Source organism: Kordia algicida OT-1 (assembly GCF_000154725.1).
GTDB lineage: Bacteria > Bacteroidota > Bacteroidia > Flavobacteriales > Flavobacteriaceae > Kordia > Kordia algicida.
Genome location: NZ_DS544873.1, coordinates 2,604,666 through 2,629,272 on the forward strand (window position 1 = coordinate 2,604,666; position 24,607 = coordinate 2,629,272).

The 24,607-nt window shown below is 37.7% G+C and carries 8 protein-coding genes; all 8 read left to right on the top strand.

What is annotated here, in order from left to right; genetic code table 11:
* Positions 1-20: 20 nt before the first annotated feature.
* The 8 genes from KAOT1_RS11015 to KAOT1_RS11050 all read left to right on the top strand — a co-directional run bounded on the left by KAOT1_RS11015 (position 21) and on the right by KAOT1_RS11050 (position 24,602).
* A complete protein-coding gene (locus KAOT1_RS11015; protein ID WP_007094887.1) occupies positions 21-533 on the top strand; it encodes an IS1096 element passenger TnpR family protein in 513 nt (170 codons plus the stop codon).
* Positions 534-894: 361 nt separating this feature from the next.
* On the top strand, positions 895-1,953 hold the full coding sequence (locus KAOT1_RS11020; protein ID WP_007094888.1) for a nucleoid-associated protein: 1,059 nt from the start codon (positions 895-897) through the stop codon (positions 1,951-1,953).
* A 196-nt stretch (positions 1,954-2,149) separates the two neighbouring features.
* Positions 2,150-3,052 carry an ABC transporter ATP-binding protein gene (locus KAOT1_RS11025; protein ID WP_007094889.1) on the top strand — a complete coding sequence of 301 codons (903 nt, stop codon included), beginning with the start codon at positions 2,150-2,152 and terminating at the stop codon, positions 3,050-3,052.
* 18 nt (positions 3,053-3,070) lie between these two features.
* Positions 3,071-3,901 carry an ABC transporter permease gene (locus KAOT1_RS11030; protein WP_040559495.1) on the top strand — a complete coding sequence of 277 codons (831 nt, stop codon included), beginning with the start codon at positions 3,071-3,073 and terminating at the stop codon, positions 3,899-3,901.
* Positions 3,902-4,208: 307 nt separating this feature from the next.
* Complete coding sequence (locus KAOT1_RS11035; protein ID WP_007094891.1) at positions 4,209-10,913, top strand: T9SS type B sorting domain-containing protein; 6,705 nt, start codon at positions 4,209-4,211, stop codon at positions 10,911-10,913.
* A 120-nt stretch (positions 10,914-11,033) separates the two neighbouring features.
* Positions 11,034-17,363 (top strand): lectin-like domain-containing protein, encoded by a 6,330-nt coding sequence (locus tag KAOT1_RS11040; RefSeq protein ID WP_007094892.1) that lies wholly within the window; start codon positions 11,034-11,036, stop codon positions 17,361-17,363.
* A 100-nt stretch (positions 17,364-17,463) separates the two neighbouring features.
* Positions 17,464-19,560 carry a T9SS type B sorting domain-containing protein gene (locus tag KAOT1_RS11045; protein WP_007094893.1) on the top strand — a complete coding sequence of 699 codons (2,097 nt, stop codon included), beginning with the start codon at positions 17,464-17,466 and terminating at the stop codon, positions 19,558-19,560.
* Positions 19,561-19,772: 212 nt separating this feature from the next.
* Complete coding sequence (locus tag KAOT1_RS11050) at positions 19,773-24,602, top strand: T9SS type B sorting domain-containing protein (RefSeq protein ID WP_007094894.1); 4,830 nt, start codon at positions 19,773-19,775, stop codon at positions 24,600-24,602.
* Positions 24,603-24,607 lie beyond the last annotated feature (5 nt).

The window sequence follows — 24,607 nt, forward strand, 5'->3', positions numbered from 1 at the left end:
ATCCAATTTTTTTAACGAGCATGATTTATAGATTCAGAGTAATACTAGACGCAACCGAAGACATCTTTAGAGACATTGAAATTCAGGAAGATGCAACGTTTGAAGACTTCAACAATGCCATTACACAAGCATTTGGGTTTGACGGAATGGAAATGGCGTCTTTTTATGTAAGTGATGATGAATGGAATCAAGGAGAAGAAATTTCGCAATTTGATATGAGCGAAGGACAAGATTCTGTTCGATTGATGAACGAAACGACCTTAGATGGTGTTCTCTCGGAAGACCAAACACGCTTGATTTACGTGTATGATTTCTTGAATATGTGGACGTTTTTGGTTGAACTTGCTGAAATTGCAGCACCTATTAACGGACAATCATATCCAAACTTGTTATTTTCTCACGGAATTCTTCCAGATAGTGCACCAGAAAAGAATTTTGAAGCAGACGAAGATCCGTATGGCTTTAATGACAATGAAGACGATCTCGACATTAATGACTATGATAGTTTAAACTTTGATGAAAACTGGAACTAGCTTCGACAAGCTCAGCTACCCAGTTTCGACGAACTCAGCTGCTCAGTTTTCTGTAGTTTAGTAAAAAATTTGGGGCGTTCCTACTTTATCTTGCTTAGGCAATACAAAGTAGTCAGGCTTTCGGCTGTATCTTTTTGATTTTGTCATTGTGAGACACATTACAGTAATGTTGTAACAAGTTGCTAAAAAGAAGCTGATTACTTCGTCGCTTACTCCTCGTAATGACATATTAAAGTAAAAAGGATGTCGCCTCTATCCTTAACGCCAGAGTTCCTAAGAAATTCGGAATTTTAATGAAACGAGTACCATCCCACGAAAGTGGCAACAAAAAAACACAAAGAATAAAAAATATACACCTATAATGATTAATTTATATAGTGCACAAGTAGATTCCTTATCTATTCATAAAGTAGGAAATAAAAGCAGAAATGAGAATGTATTTCTTTCGGCAGAACCGTATCAATTAACGGATGAAATTACGCCATTGTTAAAAGAATACTTTTTCAAACCTTTTAGAGAAAAAGAGGAAAATTACTTTCAGTTTACCAATGAAGTCGATTTAGAATTCAATCAGTTGTACGCAATTGTTACAGCGATTTTTAACGATCCTGCTACTGTACATGAAAATTCAAAAAAGATTGCTTCTTTGTTATTTGAACAATCGCAACATCCACACATAAAAAGTGGTGAAGTGTATGTAGGACATTTTGAAAATGTGGTAATTGATAATGAAAAAGTTGATGCCATCGGGATTTTTAAATCGGAGATTAAGAACGATTTCCTTCAGTTTGAGGAAAAAGGAAGCAACTTAGATGTTTTACTACAACAAGGAGTTTCTTTAAATAAATTGGACAAAGGTTGTATTGTATTTAATGTTAAAAGAGAAGAAGGCTACAAAATTCTCTCGGTAGATAGTAATAAATATGACACTAAATATTGGTTAGATCATTTTTTGGGCGTAGATGTTTTTGAAGATGAAAACTTTTACACCAAAAAGTATTTAAAGTTCTGTCAAAACTTTGCCAAAGATGTTGTTTTTCCTGCGGAAGATAAGAAGGAAGAAGTAATGTTTATGAACAGAGCAGTGAATCATTTTGCTAAGAATGACGATTTTGAAGAAACAGCATTTTTAAATGATGTGATTGAAAATCCTGATTTGATTCCTGAGTTTAAACATTATAAAGTAGAAAAAGGTCCAAAATATAGCATTGAAGACGTTTCGGAATTTCCAATTGCCAACAAAGCAGTTTCTTCAGCTAGAAAAAGTATCAAAAACACGATTAGTTTGGATACGAATATTCAGATAAAGATGGACTTTATCAACCCAGAATCGGCAGAGAAATTCGTCGAAAAAGGTTGGGATGAAGAAAAGCAGATGTATTATTATTTGGTATATTTCAATAAAGAGCAAAAAGCGTAATGCTTTCATTCGATCATAACAAAATCCCTTATTCTATATATTGAGTAAGGGATTTTTTATGAAATAATATTTAGTTAATACTGCGCAAAAATCAGTTTTTATAAAAAATCCAATTTAAAAAGCTTTCGTTATCTTGTGTAACAATTTTTAATTTGAGTCGTCAACTATATACAATCAATCAAAAAACTAAATTATATTGAAAACTATTCTCACACTGCAAAACCTTAGTAAAAATTACGGGTATGTTAAAGCAGTACAAGACTTATCGTTCACAATAGAAAAAGGAAATGTTTATGGTATTTTAGGACCCAATGGAAGTGGAAAATCTACTACGTTAGGAATGGTCTTGAATGTGGTAAATAAAACTTCTGGAAAATTTCATTGGTTCGATGGCAACGTAGCCGTGCACGATGCTTTGAAAAAAGTAGGTGCCATTATTGAACGTCCAAATTTTTATCCGTATATGTCTGCTTACGACAATTTGAAACTTGTTTGTAAGATAAAGAATGTATCTGTAGCTAAAATTGATGAAAAACTAGCAGTTGTAGGACTTTTGGAGCGTAAAAACAGCAAATTCCGAACTTATTCTTTAGGAATGAAACAACGTTTGGCAATTGCTTCTGCCCTGTTGAATGATCCTGAAATTTTAATTTTGGATGAACCTACCAACGGATTAGATCCGCAAGGAATTCATCAAATTAGAGAGATTATTAAGGAAATTGCCGCACAAGGAACAACAATTTTATTGGCTTCTCACCTTTTGGATGAGGTTGAAAAAGTATGTTCACATGTGGTCATTTTAAGAAAAGGACAAAAGATTTATTCGGGTCGTGTAGACGAAATGGTTGCGAGTCAAGGATTTTTTGAATTGCAAACCGAAAAAGAAGATCAATTAATTTCGTTTTTAGAACAAGATGCTTCTTTTGGAACCATTAAAAAAGAGGATGATAAAATTATTGCCTTTTTGACAGCGCCATTGAGTGCCGCTGATTTTAATCAAAAAATGTTTAATCAAGGCATTGTTTTATCGCACTTAGTAAAGCGTAAAGAAAGCTTGGAAGAGCAATTCTTAATCCTTACTGAAAACCAATCTAATTAATTTTATCCTTCAACGATTATGATCCGTTTATTACAAATAGAATTCCAAAAACTATGGCAAAATAAAATGAGTAAAGTATTAATTTACATCTCTTTTATTTTACCATTTTCCATATTGATCCTTTCTTCATTGAAAATTAATTTTTTCGGGTATTTCACCTTAGATTTATCGGAAACTAAAATCTTTGAATTTCCATACATCTGGCACATTACAACCTATTTTGTTGCCTATTTTAAAATATTCTTTGCCATTATTGTAGTATTTATGATTGGAAATGAATACAGCAACAGAACACTAAAACAGAATCTTATTGACGGACTGAGTAAGAAAGAATTTGTTCTTTCTAAATTCACATTCATCATTTCATATTGTCTTTTAATGACACTTGTTGTATTTATCATTACACTTATTATAGGTATGTTTAATACACCTTCGCAAGATATTTATTTTGACACTGTTTTTAGCAGTTCGGAATTTATTGTTGCTTATTTCTTTAAAATACTCGCATTCTTTAGTTTCTGCTTATTTGCTGCTGTATTAGCAAAACGATCTGTATTTGCATTAGCAGTATTATTTATTGTAAATATTATTGAATGGATTGCGTATTTATTGTTGCGATTCAAATTCTTTGATGAACAAACGGCAGATGGTATTGCACAGTTTTTTCCATTTACATCCATGTATAATTTAATAGAAGAACCAGCATCAAGAATTGTACGTTTGCATGCACCTACAAATACCATCGTAACCGATTACACTTTGTATTGGCATGAAATTGCTATTGCCGCAGGATGGATCTTTTTATTCATCTTTTTCTCTTACAGATTGTTAAAACGACGAGATTTATAACAAAATAGTATATAAAACCACTAGATTTTACAGAAAGAGCGAAGCATTTCGCTCTTTTTTTCGTTGTAATTAGTATCTTTACCAACTGTTGAGTAGTTTAAAATTGCTATGGAATATCTCGCTATAAAAATGCCATCATCCCTCAATAACAATTCAACTTTGGCAGCTTTTATAAATTGTTATTTCAAAACATACTCACTTTAAGAAAAAGAACAAATCTCAAAATCATAAAATAATAATTCTATAAAAGAGTTATTACAGTGGATTATTGAGCATTTTTTATGCTTTAGAAAAATATCAATTACAGATGAAAAAACTTTTACTATTCATTTTTACAGTATTACCATTAGTACTATTTGCACAAGGCGAAGCTGCAAACTGGTATTTTGGTCAAAATGCAGGATTACAATTTGATCCCGATACTGGAAATGTAACTGCCGTTACCAATGGAAGTTTAAACACCTTAGAAGGTTGTGCTTCTATCTCAAACACAGATGGCGATTTATTGTTCTATACAGATGGAATTACAGTTTGGAATAGAAACCACTTAATTATGACCAACGGAACTGGTTTAAATGGAGACAGTTCAAGTACATCATCAGCGCTAATTGTTCCAAAACCGCAAGACCCAAACATTTACTATATCTTCACAGTTGACGAACCACATCACAACGATGGTGGTGTCAATAATGGACTAAATTATACGGTTGTTGATATGACTGATGGAATTGGTTTTGTAGACAATGCGCAAAAAAATGTTCCATTAATTACATACGATACAACTGACACGCAAGAAACACGTTTTAAATGTTCTGAAAAAATCTCTGCGGTAAAAAGTGCAGACTGTGAATCTTTTTGGGTTTTAACACATTTTATTGACAATTTCTATGCTTTCAAAATTGATGCTGTAGGTGTTGATACTACGCCTGTAATAAGTAATACGCCTACTGTAGTTCCTATTTCAGGATATCGTAGAAATGCACTTGGTTACTTAAAAGCTTCTCCACAAGGAGATAAATTAGCTGCAGCTCATTTAGGATTAACAACTGTTGAAGGTGGAAACGGTCCTGGAAAAATAATGTTATACGACTTTGACAACAGTACTGGAATTGTAAGCAATGAATTAGAATTGTATGATGGCGATTCACCATATGGTGTCGAATTTTCACCAGAAGCAACAAAACTATATGCTACTGTTGGCTTAGGCGATAGCGGTGGCGGAAATAGTTTACTACTACAATACGACTTATTAGCAGCAGATATTCCTGCTTCACAATTTACCATAAACAACTCATCTGTTTTCTCAGCTGGAGCCGTTCAAGTAGGAATTGACGGAAAAATATACCGTGCACTACTCGATTTTAGTAACACAGCAAACACAGGACGCTTTTTAGGTGTCATTGAAAATCCAGAAGCAGATGGTGCAGCCGTCATTTACAATCAAAATGGAATCTTATTAGACATTACAAACACAAACTCTAATCTTTCTAGAATTGGACTTCCGCCGTTTATTCAGTCTTTATTTGCTACACCAATTGATATTATTCGTAACGGAGTTTCTACAACAGAATTATCGTTGTGTACAACACAAAATTATACGCTTATGGCGGATGATATTCCTGGCGCAACTTACACATGGACGTTTGAAGGAAATCCACTTGCCGAAACCAGTTTTCAGCTAAACCTTACCAACGTAACACTAGCAGATGCAGGATTGTATGAAGTACAAATAGAACAAAACAATGGTGAATGCCCATTAATGGGTGAAGCTACTGTTTCTATATTTACAACACCTACAGCAAATCCTATTGAAGATCAACTTATCTGCGATGACAACAATGACGGTTTCTCTACACTAGATCTAGATGCAATTACAACACTTGTTTTAGGAACACAAGATGGAATGCAGTTTACAACTACGTATCATTCTAGTCAAGATGATGCTGACATGAACATGAATCCATTAACATCACCATACACAAACCAAGTTGCTTACCAATTAGAAACTATTTTTGTTCGTATAGAAAATAACGACAATACAGATTGTTTTGACACAATTACATTTGACTTTGATGTATTCGATCAACCTACGGCAAATGCTGTTCTAGACTATGAACTTTGTGATGATGACGCAGATGGCGACGACACAAATGGATTCACAACCTTCGACCTTTCTACAATTGATGCCGAAGTACTAGGCACTCAAGACATGATGCAATTCAACATTATGTATTACGCCAACGAAATGGATGCTAATGATTCCATGAATGTATTATCAACAACGTACACAAACACAACCGCAGGCGGAAATCCTGTCGTAGCACGTATTGAAAATGTTGACAATCCAGCTTGTTACAGTTTGGTAACATTTAATGTAGTGGTAAATCCACTTCCTATTATCATGCAACCTGTCGCTTTAAGTCAATGTGATGATGATACAGACGGTTTATCAGATTTTAATCTAACTGAAGCAAACTCGTTACTTTCCAATGATTCCGATAACGAAACATTCACGTATTACACAAATTTAACGGATGCACAAAATGCAACAAATCCAATAATAAATGATACAGCCTACAATAGTGGAAACGGCGGACAAGTCTTTGCACGAATAGTAACCGTAAACGGATGTTTCCGAACAGGAGAAGTAAACCTAATAGTGGCAGCAACTCAAATTCCAAGTACATTTCAATTAGACTACGAAGTCTGTGATGATGACGAAATTGATGGAGACAATACCAACGGAATTGCTACGTTTGACTTTAGTGATGCGGATGCACAAATCAACGCACTATTCACAGCTACTGGACAAACACTAACCATAACTTATTACGAAAACTTTGCGGATGCATTAGCGGAAGAAAATGCAATTCCAGACATCAGCAACCATAGAAATGATGCTTCTCCAAATGTTCAAAACATTGTTGTTCGTGTAGACAGTGATGCAAACAATGCATGTTTAGGTTTAGGCGAACACATCACATTAACAGTAAATCCGTTACCAGATCAAAATACAATCACTGATTATGTGGTATGTAGTGATACTGCCAATCAATTCACATTCGATCTTACTACAAAAGATCCAGAAGTAATCAATGGGCAAGCAAATATTGACGTCACATATCATGAAACTCAGGCGGAAGCAGATGCAAATACAGATGCAATAGCAAGTCCTTACACTACATTTCCAAGAACAATATATGTTCGTGCAGAAAATACCGTAACAGGTTGTGTAAACACAGCTATGAACTTTGAATTAATCATCGACGAAAACCCTACGGCAAACATGCCAACAGATTTAATTGTTTGTGATGAAACACCATTTGATGGCACTACCTCAGTCGATCTAAATATAAAGTCGGCTGAAATAATTGGCTCACAAACTGATGTCGCTGTTCAATATTATATCAGTCAAGCTGATGCGAATAGCAATACAAACCCACTTGCCAGTCCATACACAAACACTAGCAATCCACAAACGATATTTGTTCGTGTAGAAAATGGTACGACAGGTTGTTTCAGCACAACAAGTTTCAATATTGATGTAAATGAAGCGCCTGTAGCAAACACGCCTACACCACTCGAATACTGTGACACGGACAACGACGGTTTTGGAATCTTCGACATTAGAAGCACAGAAAACGAAATCACAGGCGGATTATTACCAGGACAAGTCACAGTCACTTACCACGAAACACCAGAAGATGCTGATAACAATGTAAACAGTTTGCCAGATACCTATACCAACATCAATGCTTACAATCAAACGATTTACGTACGTGTTGAAAATGTACTGACAGGTTGTTACAATGTGGTTTCTTTAGACCTGATCGTATACGATTCTCCAGAGATTGCTGCGCTAGATACCACCAGCTTATCAGAATGTGATGATGTGAGCGCCGATCAAATCGCCCAATTTGATTTGACAGAAGCTGAGGCTGATTTACTCAACGGAGAAGATCCACTCACACACACCGTTCGTTACTACAACACACAGGCAAATGCTACGGCAGGAACTACCACAGGAGAAATCAACAATGTCAATGCTTACAGTAACATTCCACCGAGTCCACAAGTAATTTGGGTACGTGTAGAAGATCAAAACACAGGCTGTGCTAGCATTACGAATCTTACGCTGATCGTAGATGAGCTTCCTGTACTTACACAATTACCAGGTTTGGAAACCTGTGATGCAGTCACGCTCAATGACGGAATTGAAGTCTTTGATCTGACATCTTTAGCAGAAGACTTACTAAACAGTGTTCCTGGAATCAATTTGCAATACTTTGCTAGTCAAACGGACTTAGACAATAATACGCCCATAGCTGATCCTATGGCATATAGCAATGCAGAGGTTGGCGTACAGACCATCTTTGTCTTAGCTACCAATGATACTACAGGTTGTCAAAACACCATTACCTTTGACATCAGAGTGAATCCATTGCCAAGTCCAACGCTAGATCCAAACGGAATGCTTAGCTCAGATACCTGTGATGATGACAACGATGGTTTTGTCGCTTTTAACTTAGATGCACTGACCAATGACATTATCAACAATGAACCAGATGTCGTGTATAGTTTCCATGAAACACAGGCAGATGCGAACAACAACCTAAATGCACTGCCTAGTCCATACACCAACATTGTAATGGATAGTCAAACCATCTATGTCTTGGCAACCAATACGGTAACAGGCTGTTTTACCGTAACGCCGCTTATGCTGAATGTCATCTCTATTCCTGAAATTCCAATCAATCTCACCGACTTGGAAGAATGTGATGAAGAACCATCAGATGGTTTTGCTATGTTTGATCTCTCTGAGACACAAACAGAAATCTATGGCAGTCAAACACCAAGTGACTTTACCCTGACTTATCATGAGAGTGAACAAGATGCTATCGATGATGTATCACCAATAGTCAATGTGACCGATTATATCAACACAACCATCAATCAACAAACCATTTGGGTGCGATTAGAAGACAACACTACCGAATGTTATGCCATTGAAAGCTTTGATATTATCGTGGTAGCACCACCAGTACTTGTACAACCTACAGCATTCTCCCTCTGTGATGATGCAGAAAGTGGTGATGAGAGTGATGAGATCAGCAGTTTTGATTTGACCGACAAATACATTGAGATCACAGGTGGCGATACGAGTTTAACCCTGACTTATTATGCAAGTCAAACTGACTTAGACAACGATACGCCTATAGCTGATCCAACAGCCTACCAAAACATCAGCAATCCGCAGGTACTCTACATCCGAGCAAGCAATGCGGCAGGCTGTACGACTGACATTACCATGACCTTAAGAGTACTTCCAATTCCAACGCCAAACACATCTCCTGATGTCTTAGAAGCATGTGATGACAACAGCGATGGAGATGCCACCAATGGAATGCTCGTCTTTGATCTGACACAATCAGAGGCAGAAATTGTAAACAATGAAAGCAATGTTACGGTAAGCTATCATACCACACAAGAAGATGCTGATGGAGACATTAACCCGATAGCTGATCCAACCATGCATACGGTTGACATGGCAAATGCAAACATGAACGGACAAGTAATTATTTATGTACGTGTAGAGAGCGACATTCAAATAGACAGCAACATGCTTCCATGTTACAAAGTAGTCGAATTACCTGTAGTGGTACACCCATTACCTGAACTTACAGACATTGCCTTTAGCTATGTATTCTGTGAATATGACAATGATGATGTAGGACAATTTGATTGGGATGTGGTGACAAGTTCCTTAGACTTACTCACAGCGCCACAAATGGTAGCAGACTTTACCGTTACCTATCATCCAACAGTAGCAGATGCCTTAGCAAACACCAATGCACTTGCTAACGGGTTTGAAAACACGAGTGATCCACAAACGGTATTTATCCGTGTGGAGAACAATGTCACAGGTTGTGTAAATACCAACAACATTGCTAGTTTAGAACTGAGTGTAGAGCCAACACCAACGGCAACAGCGCCAGACACCTATGAACTATGCGCAGCGGATGAAGCAGCTCAAGACACGGCAGTATTTGATCTAACGAGCTTGGATGCGGAGATCATAAATGGACAAACAGACATGGCGGTATCCTACTATGAAACGGCTACAGATGCTGATATGGATAGCAACGCGATCACAAATACGACAAGTTATACCAACACTTCCAATCCGCAGACGCTTTACGCGAGAGTGAGACAAACCATTACAGGTTGTCTATCAGATCCAGTTGTAGTGAACTTACAGGTAAATCCATTACCGGTATTTACCTTACCGGAAGATGATATCTTATGTGTGGATGCAGAGACAGGCTTGGCATTAGAGACCAGAACCATAGGCGTAGACTTTGGAGCAGGCTACACTTACTCGTGGACCACACCAAATGGAACAGCAACAACAGCGACTGTAGAGGTAACTACTGCAGGAACCTACAGTGTGACCGTGATTGATGCTAACAATGAAACCAACTGTAGCTACAGTGATAGTGTGACGTATGAAGCCTCATCAGCACCAAGTTTGTTAGATATCCAGATTACTACACCAGCCTTTGCAGATACGCACAATGTGATTGCAACGGCATCAGGCGGATCAGGTGTGTATGAATACCAACTAGATGATGGAGAGTGGCAAGAATCAGGAGAGTTCTTAGACTTACAACCAGGCGAACACACGGTAACAGTAAGAGACAACAACGGTTGTGGCGAGCTGGTAAGAACCTTTGAACTGATTGATTACATGAAATTCTTTACACCAAACGGAGATGAATACCATCCGACGTGGAACATCATCGGATTGAGAAATCAGCCAGGAGCAAAGATTTATATCTTTGACAGATATGGAAAACTCTTAAAACAGATCAGTCCGGCAGGGCAAGGTTGGGACGGAACCTTCAACGGAGTACCAATGCCATCCAATGATTACTGGTTTAGAGTGGAATACGTAGATCCATTTGACGGTTCTCCAAAAGAATTTATCAATCATTTTACTTTAAAGAGATAATTCATCATATTTGTCTTATATAATTGTAGGACAATGATTTTAATAAAACATATAAACAGGATAAAGGGTATTTTAACAATATTCTTTATCCTGTTTTTCATTCAAGCAAATGCACAATTAATGCCTTCGTTAATTGGAGACGCAACAGATATTGGCGGAGATTGCTTTGAAATCACCCAAAACGTAAACAATCAATCTGGAGCTATTTGGTCAGGAACAGCAATCGACATGACAGAAGACTTTGTCGTAGAATTCAGAGGTTTTTTTGGTACAAATGATGCTAACGGTGCAGACGGAATCACCTTCATTTTAAAAAATACAGAAACTCCTGAAATTGGTAATTCAGGAGGAGGAATGGGATACGAAGGTATCAACAATTCACTAGCCGTTGAATTTGATACTTGGCAGAACAATGACTTAGGAGATCCTTTTTTCGATCATCTTGCCATTGTCAGTCAAGGAAATAACAACCATAATGGCGCTGCAAATTTAGCCGGACCTGTACAAGCTTCACCAACATCAACAAATATTGAAAACGGTGTTGAACATATCATTCGAATCGAATGGACAGCAACAACAACTACACTAGATGTGTATTTTGACTGTTCCCTGAGACTCTCCTATACAGGTGATGTTGTAAACAATCTTTTTGGAGGTGTTTCACAAGCATATTTTGGTTTCACAGGCTCTACAGGAGGAGCAACTAACTTGCAACGTGTATGTTTTGACTACGTATCATTTGCAAATTCTTTAGCTTTTGCCGATGAAGTAATCTGTGAGGGCCAATCTTTAGCATCAGTAGATGCAACAGTAACAGGCGCTACATCATACACATGGTCACCAACAACGGGTGTGAGTGATCCTAACATTCCAAATCCAGTATTCACGCCAACAATGACAACAACTTATACCGTTGATATTTCCAACAGTTGCGCTGATATCATTCAAGAAAGTTTTACAATCACTGTAGAACCTGCTCCAACCGCAAACCCTGTAGCAGACATAATTGTTTGTGATGACCTTACCAATGATGGAGTTGAGGAATTTAACTTTACCACGCTAGATGCTACAATTCTCGGCACTCAAGATCCTTCAATGTTTACAGTTACATATCACCTAAGTCAGGCAGATGCTGATACAAATATGAATGCGTTGACATTTCCGTACACAAATACAAGTCAATGTGAACAAATTTTTGTTAGAGTAGAAAATAACGCAAACACTAATTGTTTTGGGACAACAAACTTTGAAATATGTGTAGATGTGCAACCTGTAGCGAATCAGCCAGACGACATGAATGCATGTGATTTAAATGCTGATGGTTCAGAAGTATATGATTTTACTACACAAATTGCTGACATTCTTGGAACACAAAACACAGCAGACGTAAACATTACATTTCATGCGAGTTCTGTAGATGCGAGCAACGATGCAAACCCACTATCAACCTCATACACAGGAACTGACGGAGAAATTATATTTGTAAGGGTAGAAAGTACAGAACCTGGAAACGATTGTTTTGCAACAACATCATTCCAACTATTCTTGGCAGCTTCTCCAATAGCAAATCCAGTAGCCGATATTACGGTCTGTGATGATGATTCAAATGATGGCGTAGAAGAATTTGACTTTACGACACTAGATGCAACAGTACTAGGAACGCAAAACGCAGCAACACACACAGTAAGCTATCATTTAAGTCAAATAGATGCTGATAGTGATACAAATGCACTGACCTTTCCATACACGAACACAAATCAATGTGAGCAAATATTTGTCCGCATAGAAAATAATGCAAACGCAGTATGTTTTGACACTACAAGTTTTGAAATTTGTGTAAACAATCAACCAATTGCAAATCAGCCAAACGATATGGTTGTCTGTGATGTAAATGGAGACGGAACAGAAACTTTCGATTTTACAATGCAAGAAACAGATATACTTGGTGCTCAAAATGCTGCTGATGTAAACATAACATATTACGCAAATGCTACTGATGCAACCAATAACATAAATCCATTGCCAACAACATATTCAGGAAGTGACGGAGAAACTATTACTGTAAGAGTAGAAAGTACTGAGTCTGGAAATAACTGTTTTGCACTAACTTCTTTTAATTTAATCCTGAATGAAATCCCTACAGCAAATCCTGTGGCAGATATCGCCGTGTGTGACGATAACTCAAATGATGGTTTTGAAGAATTTGATTTTACAACATTAGATGCTTTTGTTTTAGGTACTCAAGATGGTTCAATGTTTACGATAACCTATCACTTAAGTCAAACAGACGCAAATGATAATATAAACGCAATAACCTCTCCATTCACAAATACGTCAGACTGTCAACAAATATATGCACGTATTGAAAATAACATGAATACAAATTGTTTTGATACCACTAATTTCGAAATCTGCGTATACGAACAACCAATAGCGAATCAGCCAGAAAACATGATTGCTTGTGATGCTGACAATAATGGTGTCGAAGATTATGATTTTACCACACAAGAACCCGCAATTCTAGGAACACAAAATGCAGCCGATTTCAATATCTCTTTTCATGCAAATCAAACAGACGCTGATGATGATATGAATCCGCTACCAACTCCATATACAGGTACAAATGGGGAAATAATTTTTGTTAGAATAGAAAGTACACAACCCGAAAACAATTGCCATGCAACGACAAGTTTTGAAATTCTCTTTGAAGCGCTTCCTACGGCAAATATGCCTACAGATTTAATTGTTTGCGATGATGAAACTGCGGATGGTTTTACGGAAATCAACTTAAATGTAAAGAATGACGAAATTTCAGGAGGAATTTCTGGATTATCTGTGAGATACTATCTAACACAAATGGATGCTGATAACGATACAAATGCATTGGCAATTCCATACACAAATATCAGCAACCCACAAACGGTTTTTGTAAGGGTTGAAACTGCTAACTCTGGCTGCTATGTAACAACAACACTAACGCTTTCGGTTGAAGATGCACCGCAAGTATTTCCTGCAACATCTTTAGAATACTGCGACACAGATAACGACGGTTTTGGAATTTTTGACATTAGAAGCACAGAAGATCAAATTACCGGAGGAGTACAAACGAATGTTGTTGTCACCTACCACGAAACACCAGAAGATGCTGATAACAATGTAAACAGTTTGCCAGATACCTATACCAACATCAATGCTTACAATCAAACGATTTACGTACGTGTTGAAAATGTGCTGACAGGTTGTTACAATGTGGTTTCTTTAGATCTAATCGTATACGATTCTCCAGAGATTGCTGCGCTAGATGCCACGAGCTTATCAGAATGTGATGATGCAAGCGCGGATCAAATCGCACAGTTTGATTTGACAGAAGCTGAGGCTGATTTACTCAACGGAGAAGATCCACTCACACACACCGTTCGTTACTACAACACACAGGCAAATGCTACGGCAGGAACCACCACAGGAGAAATCAACAATGTCAATGCCTACAGCAACATTCCACCGAGTCCACAAGTGATTTGGGTGCGTGTAGAAGATCAAAACACAGGCTGTGCTAGCATTACGAATCTTACGCTGATCGTAGATGAGCTTCCCGTACTTACACAATTACTAGGTTTGGAAACCTGTGATGCAGTCACGCTCAATGACGGAATTGAAGTCTTTGATCTGACATCTTTAGCAGAAGACTTACTAAACAGTGTTCCTGGAATCAGTTTGCAATACTTTGCTAGTCAAACGGACTTAGACAATAATACGCCCATAGCTGATCCTATGGCATATAGCAATGCAGAGATTGGCGTACAAACCATCTTTGTCTTAGCTACCAATAATACTACAGGTTGTCAAAACACCATTACCTTTGACATCAGAGTGAATCCATTGCCAAGTCCAACGCTAGATCCAAACGGAATGCTTAGCTCAGATACCTGTGATGATGACAACGATGGTTTTGTCGCTTTTAACTTAGATGCACTGACCAATGACATTATCAACAATGAACCAGATGTCGTGTATAGTTTCCATGAAACACAAGCGGATGCGAACAACAACCTAAATGCGTTGCCTAGTCCATACACCAACATTGTAATGGATAGTCAGACCATCTATGTCTTGGCAACCAATACGGTAACAGGTTGTTTTACCGTAACACCGCTTATGCTGAATGTCATCTCTATTCCTGAAATTCCAATCAATCTCACCGACTTGGAAGAATGTGATGAAGAACCATCAGACGGTTTTGCTATGTTTGATCTATCTGAGACACAAACAGAAATCTACGGGAGTCAAACACCAAGTGACTTTACCCTGACCTATCATGAGAGCGAACAAGATGCAATCGATGATATATCTCCAATAGTGAATGTGACTGATTATATCAACACCACCATCAATCAACAAACCATTTGGGTGCGATTAGAAGACAACACTACCGAATGTTATGCCATTGAAAGCTTTGATATTATTGTAGTAGCGCCACCAGTACTTGTACAACCTACAGCATTCTCTCTCTGTGATGATGCAGAAAGTGGTGATGAGAGTGATGAGATCAGTAGTTTTGATTTGACCGACAAATACATTGAGATCACAGGTGGAGATACGAGTTTAACCCTGACCTATTATGCAAGTCAAACTGACTTAGACAACGATACGCCTATAGCTGATCCAACAGCCTACCAAAACATCAGCAATCCGCAGGTACTCTACATCCGAGCAAGCAATGCGGCAGGATGTACGACTGACATTACCATGACCTTAAGAGTACTTCCAATTCCAACGCCAAACACATCTCCTGATGTCTTAGAAGCATGTGATGACAACAGCGATGGAGATGCCACCAATGGAATGCTCATCTTTGATCTGACCCAATCAGAGGCAGAGATTGTAAACAATGAAAGCAATGTTACGGTAAGCTATCATACCACACAAGAAGATGCTGATGGAGACATTAACCCAATAGCTGATCCAACCATGCACACGGTTGATATGGCAGATGCCAATATGAACGGACAAGTAATCATCTATGTACGTGTAGAGAGTGACATTCAAATAGATAGCAACATGCTTCCATGTTACAAAGTAGTTGAACTACCTGTAGTGGTACATCCACTTCCTGAGCTTACAGACATCGCCTTTAACTATGTATTCTGTGAATATGACAATGATGATGTAGGACAATTTGATTGGGATGTGGTGACAAGTTCCTTAGACTTACTCACAGCGCCACAAATGGTAGCAGACTTTACCGTTACCTATCATCCAACAGTAGCAGATGCCTTAGCAAACACCAATGCACTTGCCAATGGGTTTGAAAACACGAGTGATCCACAAACGGTATTTATCCGTGTGGAGAACAATGCCACAGGTTGTGTAAATACCAACAACATTGCTAGTTTAGAACTGAGTGTAGAGCCAATACCAACGGCAACAGCGCCAGACACCTATGAACTATGCGCAGCGGATGAAGCAGCTCAAGACACGGCAGTATTTGACCTAACGAGCTTGGATGCGGAGATCATAAATGGACAAACAGACATGGCAGTATCCTACTATGAAACAGCTACAGATGCTGATATGGATAGCAACGCGATCACAAATACGACAAATTATACCAATACTTCCAATCCGCAGACGCTTTACGCGAGAGTGAGACAAACCATTACAGGTTGTCTATCAGATCCAGTTGTAGTGAACTTGCAGGTAAATCCATTACCGGTATTTACCTTACCGGAAGATGATATCTTATGTGTGGATGCAGAGACAGGCTTGGCATTAGAGACCAGAACCATTGGCGTAGACTTTGGAGCAGGCTACACTTACTCATGGACTACACCAAATGGAACAGCAACGACAGCGACAGTGGAAGTAACTACCGCAGGAACCTACAGTGTGACCGTGATTGATGCCAACAATGAAACCAACTGTAGCTACAGTGATAGTGTGACGTATGAAGCCTCATCAGCACCAAGTTTGTTGGATATCCAGATTACTACACCAGCCTTTGCAGATACGCACAATGTGATTGCAACGGCATCAGGAGGCTCAGGCGTGTATGAATACCAACTAGATGATGGAGAGTGGCAAGAATCAGGAGAATTCTTAGACTTACAACCAGGCGAACACACAGTAACGGTAAGAGACAACAACGGTTGTGGCGAGCTGGTAAGAACCTTTGAACTGATTGATTACATGAAATTCTTTACACCAAACGGAGATGAATACCATCCGACTTGGAACATCATCGGATTGAGAAATCAGCCAGGAGCAAAGATTTATATCTTTGACAGATATGGAAAACTCTTAAAACAGATCAGTCCGGCAGGACAAGGTTGGGACGGAACCTTTAACGGAGTGCCAATGCCATCAAATGATTACTGGTTTAGAGTGGAATACGTAGATCCATTTGACGGTTCTCCAAAAGAATTTATCAATCATTTTACGTTAAAGAGATAATTTATCAAACCATATAGAAATCATAAAAACCGAAGATTATTTTTCTTCGGTTTTTTTATACAGTAAGAATTTGTTACTTTCAAACAATAATCAATTGTTCGTGAAAAAACAACCTTACATAAGTCTACTATTCTTCCTAGCTTGTTTTGTAAACACGTCACCATCAATCGCCCAAGACATTTCATTATTCCAACAATTTAACGGGCGTTACGATTATACGGCACTCGGAAATACACTCAATACAGTTGAAAATGGCGCCAATGGTATTTGCATTATCAATACAAGTTCTAGCGCAAGCTTAACACTAAACCCAAATCAAACATTAGTTGCTGCGTATTTGTATTGGGCAGGATCTGACGATGGTGATTTTGACATTGAACTAAACGGAATTCCTGTAACAGCACAACGTACCTTTAGTGATGATTTGACAGGCGATAGAACGTTTTTTGCTGCATTTGCCGATGTGACTACCATAGTACAAACCGAAGGAAATGGTTTGTATACCGTAAGTGAATTTGATTTGTCATCGGTTATTGCTCCGTATTGTCCGACAGGAACAAATTTTGGTGGCTGGGCAATTACGGTTATTTATGAAAATCCTTCGCTTCCGCTAAACCAACTCAATGTGTATGATGGTCTAGAAAGTGTGCCAGACGAGTTAGAAATCACCCTAGAAAACCTCAACGTTTTTGACAATATGGGCGCAAAAATTGGTTTTATCGCTTGGGAAGGAGATCAAGGAATTAGCGTGAACGAATCGTTGCGAATCAACGGTTCTGTTATTGGAAATTTACCGCTAAATCCACCAACAAACGCTTTTAACGGTACAAATAGTTTTACAGGTGCAAGTGACTTGTACAATATGGATATTGACTTTTACAACATTCAAAACAACATAAGTATTGGCGATACGGAAGCAACTATTTCATTGACTTCTGGACAAGATTTTGTCATGATTAACAATATTATTACTGTATTAAACAGTCAATTGCCTGATGCAACGGTAACCATCGATCAAATTGTGGATAGTTGTGATTCTCGCGATTTGGACATTACATATACAATCTCCAATACCAATAGTACTGCTGCCTTACCACAAAATACGCCTATTGCTTTTTATGTGGATGGCGTTTTGATTGATACTGCCGTAACACAAACAACTCTTGCCATTGGCGAAAGCATTCAACAGAACATTACAGTTACAATTCCTGCGGGAATTCCAAATACTTTTAGTTTTTTAATTGTCGTTGATGATGACGGAACTGGCACAGGAACCGTAGATGAAATTAATGAAGATAATAATACAGCAATTCAAATAATTACATTGCCAACATCGCCCGTAATTCCGACATTGCCAGCTTTAGAATTGTGTGATAATATTGAAGACATCATTTTTGATCTTACCATACAGGAAACATTCTTCAGCGATCCTGCGTTTATTTTTGAGTATTACGAAACATTTCAAGATGCGACAAACAATACAAGTGTAATTTTAAATCCAACTACGTATAGCAGTGTAAACTATCCGACGCAAGTCTTTATCAAAGTAACCAATAGCAATACATTATGTACGAGTATTGGAGATTTCGAACTGCTTTTACTTGAAAGCCCGCAAGCAAATCAGGCAGAAGATTTGGAAGCTTGTCAATTGGACGAAACTGAATCTGCAATTTTTGATTTAACTGTGAACGAAACCACGATAAATTCAGCTTCAAATATCATTTTTACCTATTACGAAACAGCAAATTCAGATGGAACGTTTCAAGATGAAATCACATCGCCAACTACTTATAATAATATTTCCAATCCGCAAACCATATACGTAACTACCGAAAATACAGAAGGTTGTATTGAAGCAACTTCTTTCAATGTTACCGTAGATAATTGTGAAATTTACATCCCGAATGGTTTTTCTCCTAATGATGATGGAAAAAATGATGTTTTCAATATTTTAAACTTAGAAGCGCATCCCAATCATAAAATTCATATCTACAACAGGTACGGAACACTTATTTTTGAAGGTAATAGAATCACTTCTCATTGGGACGGTTATGCAAATCGAGGCACGCCAAAAGGAAATAAATTACCAACGGGAACTTATTTCTATGTACTTTACTTAAATGATGAAAACACGCTAGCAAGTCCGTTATTATTAGAGCAAACCTATACAGGCTGGGTTTATTTACAGAATAATTAAGTTTTATTCATACGAATATCCCTGATTTTCTGTATTTTAGTTCATCATAAAACCTAATTTTAAAATAGCTCGTATATACTATAAATAGTTTCACAAGCGTTAAATTATATATATATTTGCTTATTATTGATAATGGCAATTGAAGCCAGCATAATTTTAGTCTGCCCAACTACAGTTATGTTCAATAACAAATACAGCTTAACCCCAATCGTATGAAAAAAGTTTGCTTACTACTTTTTGCACTTCTAGCCTACCAAACAATCTACGCTCAGCAAGTAACCACAAACGAATCTACCAATTTGCAACAACTCGTTGAACAACTGGTACAAGGTTGTGTAGAAATTTCTAATGTAAGTACTTCCGTAAACGGAAATATTGATGGCTTTGCAAGTTATGGATCATTTAATCAAAATGGTTCTGGATTTCCTTTTGCAAACGGTTTGGTACTAACTTCAGGGCGTGTTTCTGATGTAGGAAGTCCGACAAACACAATGCCTTTAAATAGTGGAACAACTGCTTGGGGAACTGATCCTGATATCGAAGCTGCTTTGGGCGTGAGCAATACCTTAAATGCAACTTCTATAGAATTTGACTTTATCGCAGTGACCAATCAGATCAGTTTTAACTACTTATTAGCTTCTGAAGAATACTTTGCAGATTTTCCATGTAGATTCTCTGATAGTTTCGCTTTTTTAATAAGACCTACAGGAAGTACAGCACCTTACACAAACATTGCTGTTGTGCCTGGAACAAATATTCCTGTAAGTACCAGTGTTATTCACGATGAAATTGTTGGCTTCTGCCCTGCTGAAAATGAAGAATTTTTTGAAGGATACAACTTAGGAGATACCAATTATAACGGACGAACTACTGTATTAACCGCAACTGCAAACCTAATTCCGAATCAACAATATCATATCAAATTAGTATTGGCTGACGGAACCGATCAAAATGCAGATTCTGCTATTTTTATTCAAGGAAATAGTTTTAATGCTACGGTTGATTTAGGTCCAGACATAACTACTTGTGCAAATTCATTCCTATTAAATGGAGATATTGGAAATCCATTAGCAACCTATCAATGGTTTCGAAATGGTGTGCCAATTCCTGGAAGTGTTGCCACAACACACGATGCTGTTTTAACAGGAACATACAGAGTAGAAATTACAATTCCCGTAGGAACAGAAACTTGTACGATTGAAGACACTGTTGATGTTACACTAAACGCTGCACAAACTGTTGAGCCAATTACAGATTATGAATTATGTGACAATACAGGAGATGTTGGTGTAGAAACTTTCGACTTAACAATCAAAGAGCCTGAAATATTAACCACAGTTCCACCAGGAAACTATAGCATCACATATTATCCAACACAAAATGATGCCGATAATGAAACAAATGAACTTCCAACAACGATACAAAATACAAGTTCACCACAAGAAATTTTTGTACGTATCTTAGATACAGACAATGGTTGTTTGGCTTGGACAAGTTTCAACTTAATCGTAAACGAACTGCCTTCTATTACAGAGCCGACACCATTTGATATTTGTGATGATGATGGAGTAGCACAAGTTGATCTTACCATTCGCAATGACGAAATTACTGGAATGGATCCTGTTTTAGGAGTTACGTATCACTTTTCACTAAATGATGCTGACAACAACATCAACCCAATTGTGTCTACATACACCAATGTTTCAGCAAATGATACTGTATTTGTACGTGTAGTAAATACGCAAACAGGTTGTGTAAGCACGACAACGCTAGATGTAAATGTTACAACCAGTCCAATGTTGAGTGCACCAAGTAGAAACTTAGTAGATGCTTGTGACCCTGATCTTGATGGATTTGCAACATTTGACCTCACAGACATTCTCAATGAAATTACCAATGGTCTAACTGGCGTAACAATAACCGTTCATACTTCCGCTGATGATGCAAGTACTGGCGCAAATCCAATTGCGGATATTACAGCGTTCAACAATACAAATCCTGAACAACAAGCCTTATTTGTACGTGTAGAAGATAACAATTCTGGCTGTTTTTCCACTACACAATTCAATGTGCATAGCAATGCATTATTAACAGCAACCAACATACAAAATATAAATCGCTGTGATGATGAAAGCAATGATGGAGTTTTTGAATTTAACTTTCAAGGCACCATTCTACCTTCTATTCAAAACAGTTTAGGATATGTCGCTGTTGAATTTTATACGACTGAAACTGATCGTGACAATAGTACCAATCCAATAGACATTACTGTTCCATTTTCAAACACCTCCAATCCTCAGGAAATATTCATCCGATTGATTGATACGGAAACAGGTTGTGAAGAAATAAGTTCGTTCGATTTAGTCGTGAATCCAAACGTAACTGCGCCAGAAGTAGGCACACTAACGTTCTGTGACACAAATGATGATATGATTGCGCAAATTGACTTAAATGTTTTTACAGCAGATTTACAAGGTCCAAATCCGACTTATAACATTGTATATTTTGCAACAGTAAACGACGCCAATACCTTTTCGAACGCAATTACAGAGCCGATTATCAATACGTCAAATCCGCAAGAAATATTCTATCGTTACACCAATCCTGGCACCAATTGTACAGACATTTCATCCTTTATGCTAGAAGTATTGCCTGCGCCAACGGTAAACGAACCAAATACAATATTGATTTGTGATGATGATACTGATGGAATTTCCGATGTTGACATTGCTGCAAGCCTTCCGGAAATAATTACCGATTTAAATAACATTACAATCTCCTATCATGCAGTAGCAGGAGATGCCTTTGGAAATTCAAATCCTATAGCAGATCCGACTGCTTATAACACGGCAACCACATCTGCGTTTGTACGTGTAGAAAATGCTACGACCAACTGTTTTACAGTAGTAGAATTGCCAATTATCGTAAATACTGTTCCTGAAGTTGTTGCTACAGACATTTACCAACTGTGTGAAACAGATACCGATCAAACGGAGAACTTTATCATGGAAACTAGAGATGAAGAAATCTTAAATGGTCAAACGGATATGACAGTGCTTTACTATCCTACTGCACAAGATGCTTTAGACAAAACTAACGAAATTGACAAAACAGCGCCGTATGCAAATCAAACAAATCCGCAAACCATTCACGTACGTATTGAAAATGATACTGATCCCGATTGTTTTGCCGTTTCCGATTTTGTAATTCAAGTAAGTCCAGCACCAATGTTCAATGAACCTACAGATATTTTTGTCTGTGATGATGTTAGCAATGATGGAGTTGATACTTTTGATTTTACAGCAACCGCCGCAGAAATTCGTGCAGGAATTCCACAAAATCTAACATTATCGTTCCATTTATCGTTTGAAGATGCTTCTGATAATGTAAATCCAATTGGAAATACACTGACAAACACCGTAAATCCGCAAGCAATCTATGTACGAATCACGAATGATTCTGACTGTTTTACGGTAACTGATTTTGAAGTAAATGTAATTCAAGTACCCGAAACAAACCCTGCACCAGATGTTACTGTTTGTGACACCGATTATGATGGACAAGTTGTTTTTGACTTAACAGAAGCCGAATTCTCTATTTTAAATGTTCGACAAGATAATGTAGTTATTACATACCATGAAACAACGAATGATGCTGATACAGGTGCAAATGCAATTCCTGATCCGACAAATTATACAAACTCCAACAATCCGCAACCAATTTTTGTACGTCTTATCAATACCATTTCGGGCTGTTATGTAGTCATTCCATTTACACTCAACGTAAACCTTCCGCCATTATTAAACAATGTAACCGAAGCTACTTTCTGTGAAGCAGAACAACCTGGAACAGTTGATCTTCGCCAAATAGATGGACTGTTAATTGATGATCCTACAGGAGTAAGTTTTTCTTATCATAACACTGCCGCAGATGCAGAATCTGACACAAATCCGCTTCCAGATATTTACAACTATGTAGCAAATCCTGAAACAATTTTTGTCCGAGCAGAAAATGATGATACAACTTGCCATATAGTAACAAGTATTGACGTTCGCATCAATCCAAATCCTACAGCAAATCCTGTAAGCGATATGGAAGCATGTATTTCAGACAATTCAAACACGACACAAACATTCAATCTATCACAACAAACAGCAACCATTCTTGGCACACAAAATCCAGCACTATTTACCGTAAGTTACCACGTAAGTATTGAAGATGCACAAAACGATGTAAGTCCATTGCCAACTTTATACAATGCATTTAATGGACAAAATATTCATGTTCGTGTTGAAAACAATGCAACAGGTTGTTACGCAACTACTACGTTTTCCACCATCATTTTCCCGTTACCAGAAGTCGATCTTCCAGAAGATATTACGCTATGTCTTAATGATCTTCCTTTAACAGTTACCGCAGGAACAGCCGTTGGCAACAGCTACTTATGGTCTACCGGAGAAACAACAGCTTCTATTGACATTACATCAATAGGAACTTATTCCGTAACTGTAACAAGTGCGTTTGGTTGTTCACAATCAGACAGTTTTACGGTGAGCGAATCTGAATTGGCAACTATCGTTGATGTCGATGTTGTAAATTTCTCCGATAACAATACAATTACCGTAACCGCAAGCGGAAATGGTGATTATTTATACGCCTTAGATGGCGGAACGCCGCAAGTATCAAATATCTTTGAATTTGTAGGACCAGGCTACCACATAGTATCTGTTATTGATACAAATGGTTGTGGTGAAGTGAGTGAAGAAGTTGTCGTAATTGATTACATCAAATTTGTCACACCAAACAATGATGGTTTCAACGATACTTGGCATATTATTGGTATAGAAACGCTTCCAAAATCGGTTGTGTACATCTTTGATCGTTACGGAAAACTCTTAAAAACCTTACGTGCGAGCGATCGCGGTTGGGATGGAACGTACAGAGGTCGCAAAATGCCATCTAGTGATTATTGGTTCTTGGCAGAAATAAAAGATGGACCAGACTCTTTTGATGTAAAAGGGCATTTTACTTTGAAACGATAAAACGC

Bases quoted from the DNA above. Each gene is read 5' to 3' on its own strand.
- KAOT1_RS11040 (WP_007094892.1), top strand. From the start codon at position 11,034: ATGCCTTCGTTAATTGGAGACGCAACAGATATTGGCGGAGATTGCTTT.
- KAOT1_RS11015 (WP_007094887.1), top strand. From the start codon at position 21: ATGATTTATAGATTCAGAGTAATACTAGACGCAACCGAAGACATCTTT.
- KAOT1_RS11030 (WP_040559495.1), top strand. From the start codon at position 3,071: ATGATCCGTTTATTACAAATAGAATTCCAAAAACTATGGCAAAATAAA.
- KAOT1_RS11035 (WP_007094891.1), top strand. From the start codon at position 4,209: ATGAAAAAACTTTTACTATTCATTTTTACAGTATTACCATTAGTACTA.
- KAOT1_RS11020 (WP_007094888.1), top strand. From the start codon at position 895: ATGATTAATTTATATAGTGCACAAGTAGATTCCTTATCTATTCATAAA.
- KAOT1_RS11050 (WP_007094894.1), top strand. From the start codon at position 19,773: ATGAAAAAAGTTTGCTTACTACTTTTTGCACTTCTAGCCTACCAAACA.